This is a genomic window from Mycobacterium mantenii (genome assembly GCF_001667865.1).
GTDB lineage: Bacteria > Actinomycetota > Actinomycetes > Mycobacteriales > Mycobacteriaceae > Mycobacterium > Mycobacterium mantenii_A.
On sequence record NZ_LZJP01000036.1, the window covers coordinates 106,091 to 120,537 of the forward strand.

The 14,447-nt window shown below is 68.2% G+C and carries 11 protein-coding genes and 1 pseudogene; 4 read left to right on the forward strand and 8 right to left on the reverse strand.

Features of this window, described 5'->3' with window-relative positions; translation table 11 throughout:
* Positions 1–35: 35 nt before the first annotated feature.
* Positions 36–1,535, reverse strand: a complete 1,500-nt coding sequence (locus A5688_RS06395; protein ID WP_067913702.1) for an HNH endonuclease signature motif containing protein — start codon at positions 1,533–1,535, stop codon at positions 36–38.
* 116 nt (positions 1,536–1,651) lie between these two features.
* Between A5688_RS06395 and A5688_RS06400 the strand changes: the two genes are divergently transcribed.
* Complete coding sequence (locus tag A5688_RS06400; protein ID WP_067827756.1) at positions 1,652–2,137, forward strand: SRPBCC family protein; 486 nt, start codon at positions 1,652–1,654, stop codon at positions 2,135–2,137.
* A gap of 123 nt (positions 2,138–2,260) precedes the next feature.
* Positions 2,261–2,338, forward strand: a pseudogene (locus A5688_RS28510) (deoxyribodipyrimidine photolyase); the annotation flags it as partial.
* 25 nt (positions 2,339–2,363) lie between these two features.
* Here A5688_RS28510 and hisS read toward each other — a convergent pair.
* Together hisS and A5688_RS06410 are read right to left on the reverse strand one after the other, a co-directional pair.
* Positions 2,364–3,644 (reverse strand): histidine--tRNA ligase, encoded by a 1,281-nt coding sequence (gene hisS / locus A5688_RS06405; protein ID WP_067827753.1) that lies wholly within the window; start codon positions 3,642–3,644, stop codon positions 2,364–2,366.
* Positions 3,645–3,647: 3 nt separating this feature from the next.
* A complete protein-coding gene (locus tag A5688_RS06410; RefSeq protein ID WP_067913793.1) occupies positions 3,648–4,313 on the reverse strand; it encodes an MBL fold metallo-hydrolase in 666 nt (221 codons plus the stop codon).
* Positions 4,314–4,431: 118 nt separating this feature from the next.
* Here A5688_RS06410 and A5688_RS06415 point away from each other — a divergent pair, with 118 nt between their 5' ends.
* Positions 4,432–5,331 carry a peptidylprolyl isomerase gene (locus tag A5688_RS06415; RefSeq protein WP_067913700.1) on the forward strand — a complete coding sequence of 300 codons (900 nt, stop codon included), beginning with the start codon at positions 4,432–4,434 and terminating at the stop codon, positions 5,329–5,331.
* Positions 5,332–5,434: 103 nt separating this feature from the next.
* A complete protein-coding gene (locus A5688_RS06420; RefSeq protein ID WP_067913698.1) occupies positions 5,435–7,186 on the forward strand; it encodes a protein kinase domain-containing protein in 1,752 nt (583 codons plus the stop codon).
* 18 nt (positions 7,187–7,204) lie between these two features.
* On the opposite strand, the gene A5688_RS06425 is transcribed toward A5688_RS06420, so the two are convergent.
* From A5688_RS06425 to secD, 5 genes are all read right to left on the reverse strand, one after another.
* Positions 7,205–9,583 carry a RelA/SpoT family protein gene (locus A5688_RS06425; RefSeq protein ID WP_067827745.1) on the reverse strand — a complete coding sequence of 793 codons (2,379 nt, stop codon included), beginning with the start codon at positions 9,581–9,583 and terminating at the stop codon, positions 7,205–7,207.
* A gap of 43 nt (positions 9,584–9,626) precedes the next feature.
* Positions 9,627–10,169 carry an adenine phosphoribosyltransferase gene (locus A5688_RS06430; RefSeq protein WP_067827741.1) on the reverse strand — a complete coding sequence of 181 codons (543 nt, stop codon included), beginning with the start codon at positions 10,167–10,169 and terminating at the stop codon, positions 9,627–9,629.
* Positions 10,170–10,176: 7 nt separating this feature from the next.
* Positions 10,177–11,880 carry an ABC transporter substrate-binding protein gene (locus A5688_RS06435; protein ID WP_067913697.1) on the reverse strand — a complete coding sequence of 568 codons (1,704 nt, stop codon included), beginning with the start codon at positions 11,878–11,880 and terminating at the stop codon, positions 10,177–10,179.
* 6 nt (positions 11,881–11,886) lie between these two features.
* Complete coding sequence (gene secF / locus A5688_RS06440) at positions 11,887–13,182, reverse strand: protein translocase subunit SecF (RefSeq protein WP_067827736.1); 1,296 nt, start codon at positions 13,180–13,182, stop codon at positions 11,887–11,889.
* 3 nt (positions 13,183–13,185) lie between these two features.
* Positions 13,186–14,447 (reverse strand): protein translocase subunit SecD (secD, locus tag A5688_RS06445; RefSeq protein WP_068268084.1); only part of this gene is annotated, 1,262 nt, incomplete at its 5' end.

The following is a 14,447-nucleotide window of genomic DNA, read 5'->3' on the forward strand; positions in this document are numbered from 1 at the left end:
TCGAACATCAGTTCGAGGCCGAGTCAAGCACCGCGCTAGAAGGGCGGCGGGTCGTCGTCGGCGTCGGCCGGTGGAGCGGGGCCAAAGTAGGCGGCCGCGCGTTCTCGACGTTTCGCTTGCCGGGCTTGGCGATTCTGCCCGCGTTCGGTGGCGACGCGGTGCGCTCGGTTCTGGGCGCGAGTTCTGTTGCGCCGCGGCATCATCGCGGTGCGGTCACCGCACGGTTCGGCCCGTGGCGCAGCGGGCGCAAGAATCTCGCCGGTGGGCGCGCACAGACTCGGGAAGAGCAGGGCGCTGCCCGGGGTGGTGACATAGGTGCGCCCGGATGGGGAGGTCAAAATCAGCGTCGCATCGGGCAGTTGCTGTTCGCGCCAGCCCCAAAAGGTCTTCACCAAATGATGTGTGCGGCAATAGCATTTGAGGTTCGACGCGTGCGTGGGCCCGCCGTCGGCGTACGGGATCGTATGGTCCACATCGCACTCGGTGGCCGGGCGGTCGCACCCGGGCCAGCGGCAGGTCAGGTCACGGCACCGCACGAAATCCGCCAGCGCCTTCGAGGGCACCCGATGCGGCTCGGGCGGGGAGTCGACCGGATGGACCAGCGACGTCAGCGTCGCCGAGGCGGCCAGCTCCGCTATCAGCTCCGGCGGGATCAGCCCCTCGGCACCCACCTCGGCTCCCGGCGCCTGGCCGCGGCCTTCCAGGGTGTCGCGCTCGGCGATCACGTGGATCACCACCGGCCCGGCGGCCGGCCGTTTCCCGGCAGCGCAGTCCGGGCGCCCACACCGGCATCCCAGCCGGTCCGCGCCGGCGGCCAACGCCCCCAACGCATCAGCGCGGCGTTGCTCGCGGCTGCGCGGGTCCTTGTCACATACCGTGGCCGCCAATGCGTCCAGCCGCTGATCAAGCGCATGCGCATCCGGGCTGAACAGACTGCCCTCGATGTGCGACAGGCCGCCCTCCATATCGGCGACCCAAACCTGCCGGTCGGCCCGGCTCTCGGTGCGCCGGCGCACCGCATCGGCATCATTCCTGGCCACGACCTGGTCCACTTGTGCAGCCAGCCGCCTCTGCGTCATCGACGGCCAGCGCGCGACCTTCGTTGCCAACTCGGCGTCCACCGCGGCAAGCACCTGCGCATCGGTGATCAGGTCGGTGCGGTACACGATCGTGGTAAACAGCCGAAAGTCGATGTCGCCGGCCCGAAAGATCTCACCGATCTCGGGTAGCCGTTCGCGCATCGCGCGGGCATACCGTACCCGGCTGGCGGCCAGTCCCTGACTGATCCGCAGCTCGGCGGCCACTTCCGCGCTCACCGCCGCCTCGGTGTCGACCGCCCACTCCTCGCACTCCGAACAGCGCGAAAGCCGATGCGCAAACAACTCGCCGATCGCCGTCAACTGCTCAGCCGCCGCGCGGTTCTCGACCCGCGAAAACACGCCGATCCGCTCCAGCAGTGCCGCCGACTCCGGCGTCACCGACGGATGTTGTCGCTCGAACAACTCGTCCAGCCGAGCAATCGCCTCTTCGAACATGTGTTCGATTATGCCAGTGGGCGGCGACAACTTTCGCACGGCGCGACCATCCCCGCAGCGCCGCACCCGAGGCTAAGCTTCGGGTCGTATCGCCCCTACGCCGGCCGCGAGGATCTATGACCGAACGCATCGAGACTTCCCGCACCATCGCCGCCCCCGCGCAGGCCATCTTCGCCGTGCTGTGCGACCCGCACGGCCACGTCGCGATCGACTCGTCCGGGATGCTTCAAGACGCCGAGGGCGATCCGGTGCGCGGCGTGGGAGACCAGTTCGTGGTGCACATGGACCGCGAATCATTGAACGATTTCCCGGAATTGGGCAAATACGATGTCACCGTCGACATCAGGGAGTTCGAACAGGATCGCCTGATTGCGTGGACGGTTCTGGGCCAAATCCAGCCACCGATCGGTCATGTCTACGGCTATGCGCTCACACCCACCGAGGACGCGTCGGCCACGACCGTTACCTCGTTCTACGACTGGTCCGACATCGACCCGAAGTGGCGGGAAGCCGGAATTTTCCCGATTCTGTCCGAGGGCGCATTGCGCGCGACGCTCGGAATTCTCGACCGCACCGTGCGCCGTGGTTATCCGCGCGGATAAAGACCGAGCCGCGCCGGTGCCACACACCGTGTTGCCCGTCGATTTTCGGTTGCGCGAGGAATTAAGGGTTCGGTTTCACGTGTCATTTGTTCGGGTATTACCCCGGGGCCCCTCACGAAAGGACCGGGCTGGGGAATCCTCGGACTGTTCTTCTCTATCTTGACGTTGATCGTCGTAATCATCATTCCCAGCAAAAAATAGTGCGCCGCCGCGCACACGCGAACGCCTACCGACCCAGTCGCGAAAGCACCTCGGCGACAACGGAATCTAGAGCAATGGGGACCTGTTCCCCGGTTCCGAGATCCTTCACCCCGACGGTGCCGGACTCGATGTCGCGGTCGCCGAGCACCAGCGCGATCCGGGCACCGGAGCGGTCGGCCGCGCGCATCGCGCCCTTGAGCCCGCGGTCACCGTAGGCGATGTCGACGCGCGCACCGCCGGCGCGCAACTGTGCGGCCAGCACCGCCAGCCGCAACTTGGCCTGCTCGCTCAGCGGCACGCCGAACACCTCGCAGCGCGTGGTCTCCCCCACGCTCTTGCCCTCCGCGCGCAGCGCCAGCACCGTACGGTCCACGCCGAGCCCAAACCCGATGCCGGACAGGTCTTGTCCGCCGAGCTGCCGCATCAGGCCGTCGTAGCGACCACCGCCACCGATCCCGGACTGCGCGCCCAGGCCGTCGTGCACGAACTCGAAGGTGGTCTTGGTGTAGTAGTCCAGCCCGCGGACCATGCGCGGATTGATGACGTAGGGCACCCCCATCGCGTCCAGGTGCGCCAGCACGGTGTCGAAGTGCTGCTTGGCCGCGTCGGACAGGTGATCGAGCAGCACCGGCGCGTCGGCGGTCATGACGCGCACCTCGGGCCGCTTGTCGTCGAGCACCCGCAGCGGATTGATCTGCGCCCGTCGCCGCGTTTCCTCGTCGAGGTCGAGCGCGAAGAGGAACTCCTGCAACAGTTCCCGGTATTGCGGACGGCAGCTGTCGTCGCCCAGCGAGGTGATCTCCAGGCGGAAGCCGTCGAGCCCGAGTGACCGGAAGCCGGCGTCGGCGATGGCGATCACCTCGGCGTCCAGGGCCGGGTCGTCGACGCCGATCGCCTCCACGCCGACCTGCTGAAGCTGGCGATAGCGGCCGGCCTGCGGACGCTCGTAGCGGAAGAACGGCCCCGCGTAACACAGCTTGACCGGCAATGCGCCGCGGTCCAGCCCGTGTTCGATGACCGCGCGCACCACGCCGGCGGTGCCCTCGGGCCGCAGCGTCACCGAACGACCGCCGCGGTCGGCGAACGTGTACATCTCCTTGGACACCACGTCGGTGGATTCGCCGACACCGCGGGCGAACAGGGCGGTGTCCTCGAAGATGGGCAGCTCGATGTCGCCGTAGCCGGCCCGGCGGGCGGCGCCGAGCAGGCCGTCTCGGACCGCGATGAACTGGGCCGAGTCCGGCGGGACGTAATCGGGCACGCCCTTGGGCGCGGAGAACGACGTAAACGCGGAGAACTCGCTCACGGGCTACAGGCCTTCGAGGAACGGGTTGAGGCGCCGCTCGGCGCCGATGGTGGTGGCGTTGCCGTGCCCCGGCAGCACCACGGTGTTGTCGTCGAGCACCAGCAGCTTGTCGAGTATGGAGGTCAGCAGGTCGCGGCCGCTGCCACCGTGCAGGTCGGTGCGCCCCACCGAACGTTCGAAGAGGGTGTCGCCGGTGAACACGTAGTCTTTTGCGTCCTTATCGGACGACACCCGAAACACCACCGACCCGCGGGTGTGCCCGGGCGTGTGATCGACGTTGACCGTCACGCTGCCCAGGTCGAGCTTGTCGCCGTCGCGGTCGAGCTCGACGACCTGTTTGGGCTCCCGCCAGAAAGCGCCCGCCACCAGCTGCGCCAGGCGCGGGCCCAGGCCGTAGATCGGGTCGGTGAGCATGAACCTGTCCTCGGGATGGATGTAGGTCGGGCAACCGTAGGTGTCCGACACCTTCTGCGCCGACCACATGTGGTCTATGTGCCCGTGGGTCAGCAACACCGCGGCCGGCGTCAGCCGGTTCTTGTCCAGGATGTTGCGCAACTGGCCCATCACCCGCTGCCCCGGATCGACGATGACGGCGTCCGTCCCCGGCCGCTCGGCCAGCACATAGCAGTTGCACTGCAACATGCCCGCGGGAAATCCGGTGATCAACACACCACCCATTTTCCCATGGGGGCCGCTTGACACTGCACGCCGCGCTCACATTAGCCTGAGCTGGCACCTTCACCGGTTCAGAGGGCTCCGACTCACCAAGCATGGAGGCATAGCGGCCGTGCCGACCAACGAACAGCGACGTGCCACCGCCAAACGCAAGCTCGAACGGCAGTTGGAGCGGCGCGCGAAGCAAGCCAAAACCCGCCGGATCGTACTGATCGCGGCCGGCTCGATCGTGGCCGTGGCCGTGATCGCGGCGGTGGTGATCACGATCGTCAACACCAAGCACGACCACAAGAGCAACACCGCGGCGTCGGCGACGAGCACCACCGCCACCAGCAGCTCGCCGGACACGACGGCCCCAAGTCAGCCGGGTCAGGTTCCGCCGCTGCCGACGTTCAAGCCGTCGGACACCGTGGGCGCCAACTGCCAGTACCCGGCCTCGTCCGAACCGGCGGCCAAGCAGGTCAAGCCACCGCGGACCGGCAAGATACCGACCGATCCGGCCCAGGTGAGCGCCAGCATGGTGACCAACCAGGGCCACATCGGTTTGATGCTGGCGAACAACGAATCACCTTGCACCGTCAACAGTTTCGCGAGCCTGGCCGGCCAGAAATACTTCGACAACACCAAGTGCCATCGGCTGACCACCTCGCAGGGCCTGGGCGTCCTGCAATGCGGTGACCCCAAGGGCGAGGGCACGGGTGGTCCGGGCTACCAATTCGCCAACGAGTACCCGACCGACCAATACCCGCCGAACGACCCCAAGGCCCAAGAACCCGTGCTCTATCCGCGCGGCACCCTGGCCATGGCCAACGCCGGACCCGGCACCAACGGCAGCCAATTCTTCTTGGTCTACAAGGACTCCCAGCTGCCGCCGCAGTACACCGTCTTCGGCACCATCCAGGCCGACGGGCTGGCCACGCTGGACAAGATCGCCAAGGCCGGCGTCGCCGGCGGCGGTGAAGACGGCGCACCCGCCACCGAGGTGACCATCACGTCGGTGGCGCTCGACTAGGCCGGGTCGACCAGGCCGGGTCGACGAGGCGGGATCGGTGCGAAACACGCTCTGATCGGCCAGATTCGCCCGGCCTGTACCGCCGAGAGCTTATGGTCGTTGGGTGAATCTGGATCCGGACTCATTCGGTCATTACCGGATATTGGAGTTGTTGGGGCGCGGCGGGATGGGACGCGTGTACCGCGCCTACGACGCGACCACGGACCGGGTGGTGGCTCTCAAGGTGCTCCCGCCGCATCTGGCTGAGGATCAAGACTTTCAGCAGCGTTTCCGCCGGGAGGCCCGGATAGCGGCCGGTCTCAACGACCCGCACGTGGTGCCCATTCATGGTTATGGCGAGCTCGACGGTCGGCTCTACGTCGACATGCGGCTGATCGAGGGCCGCGACCTGTCGCACTACATCAAGGAGAACGGCGACCGACTCAGCCCGGAGCAGACGGTCGCGGTGATCGAGCAGGTTGCCGCGGCGCTGGACAGCGCCCACCACGCGGGGCTGATCCACCGCGACATCAAACCGATGAACATCTTGATCACCACCGCACACAATTTCGTCTACCTGATCGACTTCGGTCTTGCCCGCGCGGAGGCCGACACTCAACTCACGCAGACCGGTGCCACGATGGGCACCGTCGCGTACATGGCGCCCGAGCGCTTCAAGGGCAAGACGGATCACCGTGCCGACGTCTACTCGCTGGCCTGCGTTCTGCACGAGTGCCTGACCGGGAAGCGGCCCTTCGCGGGGGAAAGCCTCGAAGAACAGCTCAACGCGCACCTGAACGCGCCGCCGCCGCGAACGTCGGCAACCGCGCCCGGCGTTCCACCGGGTTTCGACGCGGTCGTCGCCCGCGGAATGGCCAAGGACCCCGAACAGCGGTATCAGACCGCCATGGAGCTCGCCGCGGCCGCCAGGGCAGTGCTGGCCGCCGATGGCATGGGCGCGACGTCGAGCGCGTCACCGCCGCCGGGCCCAGCGGTTCCCCCGCCGGGCGGCAAACCCGATGCGCAACAACACCGTCCGACACATTCGCGGCGGCTGCTGGCCGGCATCTTCGGCGCCTCGGCACTGGCGCTGGCCGCGGTGGCGGTCCTGGTCATCGCGCTGGTGACCCAGAGCCACGGTTCGGCCGACAGCGCGGCGTCGTCCACCCAGACCCGGGCCCGGGTGCCCGGCAGGACCGGCTCCAACCCCGGTACGAGCGACCCGGCGTCGGCGACGGCCCCGCCGCTGCCGGCGTTCGCACCGCCACCCGATCTGGGCGCCAACTGCCAATACCGCTCGGTGCCCGACCCGGCCGCCCGGTCGGTGAACCCGCCGCCGGCGGGCAGGGTGTCCACCATTCCCCCGCAGATCGGCGCCGTCATCTCCACCAACCTCGGTGACATCGCCATCCAGCTCGCCAATTCCGAGTCCCCGTGCGCGGTGAACAGTTTCGTCAGCCTGGCCAGGCAGCAGTTCTTCGACAACACCCAGTGCGCCCGGCTGATCAACTCCCAGGATGGCGGGTCGCTGTTGTGCGGGGGGCCCGACGTGGACGGGTCAGGCGGCCCCGGTTACGAATTCGCCGACGAGTACCCCGCGGACCAGTACAAGCCCGACGATCCCGCACTGCGCGCGACGGTGGTGTATCCGCGCGGCACCATCGTCATGGCCACCGAAGGAGCCAACACCAACGGCAGCCAGTTCGCCCTGATCTTCAAGGATTCCGAGATGGAACCGCAGAGCACCGTGCTGGGCACCATCGACCAGGCGGGGCTGGAAACCCTGGACAAGATCGCCCGGGCCGGTATCGCCGGCAATCGTCAGAGCGGTGCGCCCACCAACCCGGTGAAGGTCACCGCGGTGCGGCTGAGCTGAGGCCGGGCTCAGGCCGGGTCAGGCCGCCGACGTGACGCGGTAGACGTCGTAAACGCCTTCGACGTTGCGCACGACGTTGAGCAGATGGCCGAGATGCTTGGGGTCGCCCATCTCAAAGGTGAAGCGGCTGATAGCGACCCGGTCACCGGAGGTGGTGACCGACGCGGACAGGATGTTGACCTTCTCGTCGGCCAGCACCCGCGTGACGTCCGACAGCAGCCGGTGCCGGTCGAGCGCCTCGACCTGGATGGCGACCAGGAACACCGACGACGGCGACGGCGCCCAGTGCACTTCGATGATGCGCTCGGACTGCTGCTGCAGCGAGGCGGCGTTGGTGCAGTCGGTGCGGTGCACGCTCACCCCGCCGCCGCGGGTGACGAACCCCATGATCTGGTCGCCGGGCACCGGGGTGCAGCATTTCGCCAGCTTGGTCAGCACGCCCGGTGCGCCGGGGACCGAGACGCCGACATCGTCGCTGCTGCGCGGCCGGCGCAACATGGTTGTGGGCGTGGACCGTTCGGCGAGGTCCTCCTCGGCCTGGTCGATGCCGCCGAGCTCGGCCAGCAGCCGCTGCACCACGTGCCGGGCCGACACGTGCCCCTCGCCGATCGCGGTGTAGAGCGCGGACACGTCGGTGTAGTGCAGCTCGCGTGCCACCGCCGCCAGCGTCTCGCCATTGACCAAGCGCTGCAACGGAAGTCCGCCCCGACGCACCTCACGCGCCATGGCGTCCTTGCCGGATTCGAGCGCCTCCTCGCGGCGCTCCTTGGCGAACCACTGCCGGATCTTGGCCTTGGCGCGTGGTGAGACCACGAATTGTTGCCAGTCCCGCGACGGCCCGGCGTTGGCGGCCTTGGAGGTGAAGACCTCGACGACTTCCCCGTTTTCCAGCTTGCGTTCCAGCGCTACCAGCCGGCCGTTGACCCGGGCGCCGATGCAGCGGTGCCCGACCTCGGTGTGGACCGCGTAGGCGAAGTCCACCGGCGTGGAACCGTTGGGCAGGGTGATGACGTCACCCTTCGGGGTGAACACGAAGATCTCTTGTACCGCAAGGTCATAACGCAGCGACTCCAGGAACTCGCCCGGGTCGGCGGCCTCCCGCTGCCAGTCGAGCAGCTGACGCATCCACGCCATGTCGTCGATCTCGGCGGTGGCGTGCGGATGCGGAACTCCGTTGCGGCCCTTGGCTTCCTTGTAGCGCCAGTGCGCGGCGATGCCGTATTCCGCGGTGCGGTGCATGTCGCGGGTGCGGATCTGGATTTCCAGCGGCTTGCCCTCCGGCCCGACGACGGTGGTGTGCAGCGACTGGTAGACCCCGTATCTGGGCTGGGCGATGTAGTCCTTGAACCGCCCGGCCATCGGCTGCCACAGCGAATGCACCACGCCGACGGCGGCATAGCAGTCCCGGATCTCGTCGCACAGGATGCGGATGCCGACCAGGTCGTGGATGTCGTCGAAGTCGCGCCCCTTGACGATCATCTTCTGGTAGATCGACCAATAGTGCTTGGGGCGGCCCTCCACGGTCGCCTTGATCTTCGACGCGTTCAGCGTGTTGACGATCTCGGTGCGGACCTTGGCCAGGTAAGTGTCGCGCGACGGGGCGCGCCCGGCGACCAGCCGCACGATCTCCTCGTACTTCTTGGGGTGCAGGATCGCGAACGACAGGTCTTCCAATTCCCATTTGACGCTGGCCATACCCAACCGATGCGCAAGGGGCGCAATGACTTCCAGCGTCTCTCTGGCCTTGCGCGCCTGCTTCTCCGGCGGCAGGAACCGCATGGTGCGCATGTTGTGCAGCCGGTCGGCGACCTTGATCACCAGCACGCGGGGATCGCGCGCCATCGCGGTGATCATCTTGCGGATGGTCTCGCCCTCGGCGGCGCTGCCCAGCACCACCCGGTCCAGTTTGGTGACGCCATCGACGAGATGGCCCACCTCCTCACCGAATTCCTCGCTCAAAGCGTCCAGGGTGTAGCCGGTGTCCTCGACGGTGTCGTGCAGCAGCGCGGCCACCAAAGTGGTGGTGTCCATACCCAATTCGGCCAAAATGGTGGCGACGGCCAGCGGGTGGGTGATGTAGGGGTCGCCGGAATGGCGTAACTGGCTGGCGTGCCGCTGGTCGGCGACCTCGAAGGCGCGCTGCAGCAGCGACACGTTCGCCTTCGGGTAGATCTCCCGGTGCACCGCAACCAGCGGTTCGAGCACCGGGTTCAGCGTGCTGCGCTGGGCGGTCATCCGGCGGGCCAGCCTGGCCCGGACCCGCCGCGACGCGCTGCTGGACGTTTTCAGGGATTCCGTCGATGGCTCCGGAATCTCCATCGGCTGCGTGATGGCCGGCGGCTCTGAGACTTTAGAGGGCGCGTCAAGCGCTTGCGCCGCGCTGTTTTCCTCCGCCACGGTAGTCACCTCCGAATTCGAGGATATCTCCAATGCAAAAGCGCTACTCGCAAGTCAGGCTGTGTACCGCCAACGGCGCGACCGCTTCCCGGCCACGCAGCGCGCCCAGTTCGAACACCACCGCCGCCGCAAGCACGTGGGCCCCGGTGCGCTCGAGCAACCGGGCCGCCGCCGCCAGGGTACCGCCGGTGGCCAGCACGTCGTCGATGATCATCAGGTTGCGTCCGCGCAGGTCGATCCCGTCGGCGGGGATCTCCAGCGTCGCACTGCCGTATTCCAGGTCGTACCGCTCGGCGTGCACCGGCGGCGGTAGCTTCCCGCCCTTGCGAATGGCCAGCACGCCGGTGCGCAGGCGATCGGCGACGGCCGCCGCCAGCAGGAACCCGCGGGAGTCGATGCCGGCCACCAGGTCGGCACCGGACGCGAAGTCAGCCAGCGCGCCGGTGATCGCCGACATCGCCGTCGCGTCGGCGAACAGCGGGGTGAGGTCCTTGAACTGGACCCCTGGCTTGGGGAAATCGGGCACCTTGCGCGTCAGCGTCTCGATCAGCTCGGCCAGCGCCGCCGGGCCACCGGAGTTCGTCATGAAAACCTCACTGCACCAGGGCCCATCGGTCCATGTTCCATCCCGCGCCCCAACGCGTCGGGTTCTTGCTCACCCCATACATCTTCTTGGAGGTCAGCAGCGTGCGCTGCTGCCGGTAGAGGGGCAGGGTGGGCATGTCGCCCCACAGCACCGGGGCGGTTTCAGTCAGCAGCCTGGCTCGCTCGGCGGCGTCGGCGGAGACCGCCAGTGCGCTGATCGCGTTGTCGACCTGGGGATTCGTGTATCCGGACAGGTTGTTGCCGTTGCCGGTGTGCAGCGTGTAGGCGTCCAGCGCCGACGAGCCGGAGGACCCGCTGCCGGTCGCCCCGCCGGTGCTCGCCAGCAACGCGTCGATCTTCCCGTCCGTGAGCGCCTGCGGACCCGAGCTGTCCAGGATGACCCCGGAGACGGTGATACCGGCCGCGGCGCACGCCTTGGTGATGACGCCGACGTTGACCGCCAGCCGCGCGTTGGGCCCCTGGTAGCCGATCCGCACCGTCAGCGGCGCCCCGCCCAGCGCGCTGCGCGCGGCGACCGGATCGGCCTTGCTGAACGGGTCGGCCGGACCGTCCCCGTCAGCGGCGGACACGGCATCGTCGGCGGCCGGGTCCAGCCGCGAATTGGCGATCGGCACCCCCGCGTCCTTGGCCAGCGAGTCGCGCGGCGTGCACAGCGCGACCGCGCGCCGGGCCTTGGGCGCCGCCAACGGCCCCCGTGGGGCGAAGATCAGCTGCTCGAGACCATCCGACGGACCGTCGGAGCGCTCGTAGTTGTCCGGCGTGGTCAGCGCCCCCGAGGATCCCGCGGCGACGTCGACCACGTCGACGCTGCGGCCGTTGACCCGATCCTGGATGTCGGGCCCCTGCGACCACACGGTGACCCGCTTGGTGATGGGCTTGGGCCCCCACCACCGGTCGTTGGCGACGAGCACCACCGCCCCGCCATCCAGGACGGATTCGATCTTGTACGGCCCCGACGACGGGAAACGCTTGAGGATCTCTCCAGATTTCAGCCCGGGCTTGAGGTCCCAGATCGTGTTCCACAGCTTCGCGATCTGTTGCACCAGCGGGCCGTTGTTGCTGAGCAGGGCCGCGGTCACGTCGACGTTGAGTTGGTCGGCGATGACGTGAGACGGCATCAGCGAGGTCGCGGTGAACAGCTGGTTGTAGTCGACGACGCCGCGGTCCGGGATGAATGACACCCGCGCCTTCTTTTGCCCGGGCATGCACTCGACGTTGGCGATGTCGAGGTAGCCGGCCTGGCTGGCGGCATGGAAGTCGGGAAACTTGCCGGACTGGGCCGCCCACGCGAGCACGATGTCATCGCAGGTCACCGGCTTGCCGTCGGAGTAGACGGCGTTGTCGGCGATCTGGTAGTCCAGCACCAGCGGCGTGCCGCCGACCACCGAGACGGTGCCGAAGTCGCGGTCGGCAACAATTTGCCCGTCCGGCCCGTGATAGGTGAAGCCGGTGAGCGTGCGCGCGAACGCCTGGGCTCCGGCCGACGCGGCGCCGGCGACGGTGTTCGTGTTGTAGGTGGACAGCGGACCGTCGACCACATAGTCGATCTGGGCGGCGGCGCTGCCCGCGCAGGCGGTCAGCGCGAAACCCGCCGCCAGCACCACGGCCACTCCGGCGCCGATCCACCCCAGGGCCCGACGGCCGACGAGCGCGCCACGACCGGCCCCAGTTCCCCGGTACCTGGTGGCCATCGGCTACTACCGCCGGCCGACGTTCCGCTTACCGGTGGGACGCCGGGTCCCGGTCGGCCGCACGGGACGGGCACCCGGTGCCGGCTTGCTCGGCGCCGGCTTGGACGGCGCTTCGCCGGAGGTCTCCGCGGCCGGCTGGGTCTCCGGCTCGGTGCCGGAGGCGTCTTCGCCGGGGCTGCTGCTCGTCTGCTTCTGCGTGCCGGGCCTGCGTCGTTTGACGACGCGGCGGGTGTGCGAGCGCACCAGCTCGGTGCGCTCGCGCAGCGTCACCAGCAGCGGGGTGGCGAAGAAGATCGACGAGTAGGTGCCGACCAGGATGCCGACGAGCTGCACCAGCGCCAGGTCCTTCAGCGTGCCGACGCCCAGCAGCCACACCGCCACCACCATCAGCGCCAGCACCGGCAGCACACTGATCAGGCTGGTGTTGATGGAGCGCATGAAGGTCTGGTTGATCGCCAGATTGGCTTCCTCGGCGAAGGTGCGCCGGGTGGTGTGTTGGAAGTCCTTGGTGTTCTCTTCGACCTTGTCGAACACGATCACCGTGTCGTAGAGGGAGAAACCGAGAATCGTCAGCAAGCCGATGACGGTGGCCGGCGTGACCTCGAACCCGACCAGCGAGTACACCCCCGCGGTGACGCTCAGGTCGAACACCATCGTCGTCAGCGCGGAGATCGCCATGTACCGCTCGTAGCGCACCATGATGTAGATGCCGACCAGCACCAGGAAGACGGCGAGCGCGATCAGCGCCTTGTCGGTGATCTGGTCGCCCCAGGTCTCGGAGACCGCGGCGTCGCTGATGGCCTGCTTGCTGGGCTTGCCGTCGGCGCCCTTGGGTCCGAAGGCGTCGAACAGGGCGTTACGCAGCTTCGTCGTCTGGTCGTTGGTCAGCGTCTTCGAACGGATCTGCACAGTCGCGCCCGCGCCGTTGCCGACGATGACCACCGCCTCCGGATCGTTGCCGAGGGCCGTGCGGAACACCTCGGAGACCTGCGAGGTCTGCACCGTGCCCGTCTTCCCGGCGGCGGGCATCGACACCGTCGTGCCGCCGTTGAAGTCGATACCGAAGGTGAAGCCCCGCAGCAGGATGCTGATCAGGGCGACGGCGACGATCGCGCCGCTGATGCCGAACCACAACCGGCGCCGCCCGACCACCTCGAAGGCGCCGGTGCCGGTGTAGAGGCGCGACAGGAAGCCGTGGCGAGGGGCGTTGCCGGCGCTCGTGGCGCTCTCGGTCAGTTCGGTCGCGCCCTCGGAGGCTTCGGTGAGCTCGGTTGCGTCTTTGGAGGCTTTGGAGGAAGTCATGCGCTATCCCCGTCCCGTCTTGACCTGCGCGGACGCCCGGCGTTCGCGGGCGACCTGCTGAACGGCGCCCAGGCCGTTGTAGGCCGGCTTGGCCAGAGTCGGGGACTTGGACGCCAGGTACACCAGCGGCCAGGTCACCAGGAACACCACCACGATGTCGAGAACCGTGGTCAGGCCCAGCGTGAACGCGAAGCCCCTCACCTGGCCGATCGCCAGGGCGTACAGCACCGCGGCGGCCAGGAAGGTGACGGCGTTACCCGACACGATCGTCTTGCGGGCGCGCGCCCAGCCGCGTGGCACCGCGGACCGGAACGAACGGCCCTCGCGGATCTCGTCTTTGATGCGCTCGAAGAACACGACGAACGAGTCGGCGGTGGTGCCGATGCCGATGATCAGACCCGCGATGCCCGCCAGATCCAGGGTGTAGTTGATCTGACGGCCCAGGATCACCAGGATCGCGAAGACCATCGCCCCGGAAGCGGCCAGCGACAGCGCGGTGAGCAGTCCCAGCACCCGGTAGTAGAGCAGCGAATACAGCAGCACCAGGATCAGCCCGATCGCGCCCGCGATCAGTCCCGCTCGCAGCGAGGTCAATCCCAGTGTCGCCGAGACGGTTTGGGCCTCGGAGGCTTCGAAGGACAGCGGCAGCGAGCCGTATTTGAGGACGTTGGCCAGCTGCTTGGCGGTCGAGGCGGTGAACGGCGGATCGCCGCCGCTGATCTGGGTCCGGCCGCCGGGAATCGCTTCCTGGATCATCGGCGCGCTGACGACCTGCGAGTCCAGCGTGAACGCGGTCTGGGTGCCGATGTGGGCGGCGGTGAAGTCGGCCCAGGTGTTGGCGGCGGCGGACTTGAACTGGAGGTCGACGACGTAGCCGATGCCGCGCTGGTTCTGGCTCGCGCTGGCGTCCTGGATCTGGTCACCGCTGATGATCGACGGGCCCAGCAGGTAGGCCACCTTGTGGTCGGTCGAGCAGGTGATCAGCGGCTGGGCGGGGTCGTCGTTGCCGGCCAGGATGTCTTCTTTGTCGCAGCGCGTCGCCTGGAACTGCAGGGCGAGGAACTGGATGCCCTGACGGGTGCTCTGGCGCCACTTCTTCTCCTCGGCGATGCGGTCGGCGAGGTCCTTGCGCGGGTCCGGCGGCGCGGGCGCTTCAGCGGGCGGCGCCTCCCCGGCCGGCGCGCCGGGAGCGGGGGCGGGCGCACCGGGCGCGCGCGCGTACCCCGGACGGGTCGAAGCGCCACCCCGAGTCGGGCGCGCAGGAC

What these genes read in the sequence shown, in the direction of transcription:
- A5688_RS06430 (WP_067827741.1), bottom strand. Translation starts at nt 10,169, where the DNA reads ATGACGAACTCCGGTGGCCCGGCGGCGCTGGCCGAGCTGATCGAGACG.
- A5688_RS06435 (WP_067913697.1), bottom strand. Translation starts at nt 11,880, where the DNA reads ATGGCCACCAGGTACCGGGGAACTGGGGCCGGTCGTGGCGCGCTCGTC.
- secF (WP_067827736.1), bottom strand. Translation starts at nt 13,182, where the DNA reads ATGACTTCCTCCAAAGCCTCCAAAGACGCAACCGAGCTCACCGAAGCC.
- A5688_RS06395 (WP_067913702.1), bottom strand. Translation starts at nt 1,535, where the DNA reads ATGTTCGAAGAGGCGATTGCTCGGCTGGACGAGTTGTTCGAGCGACAA.
- A5688_RS06400 (WP_067827756.1), top strand. Translation starts at nt 1,652, where the DNA reads ATGACCGAACGCATCGAGACTTCCCGCACCATCGCCGCCCCCGCGCAG.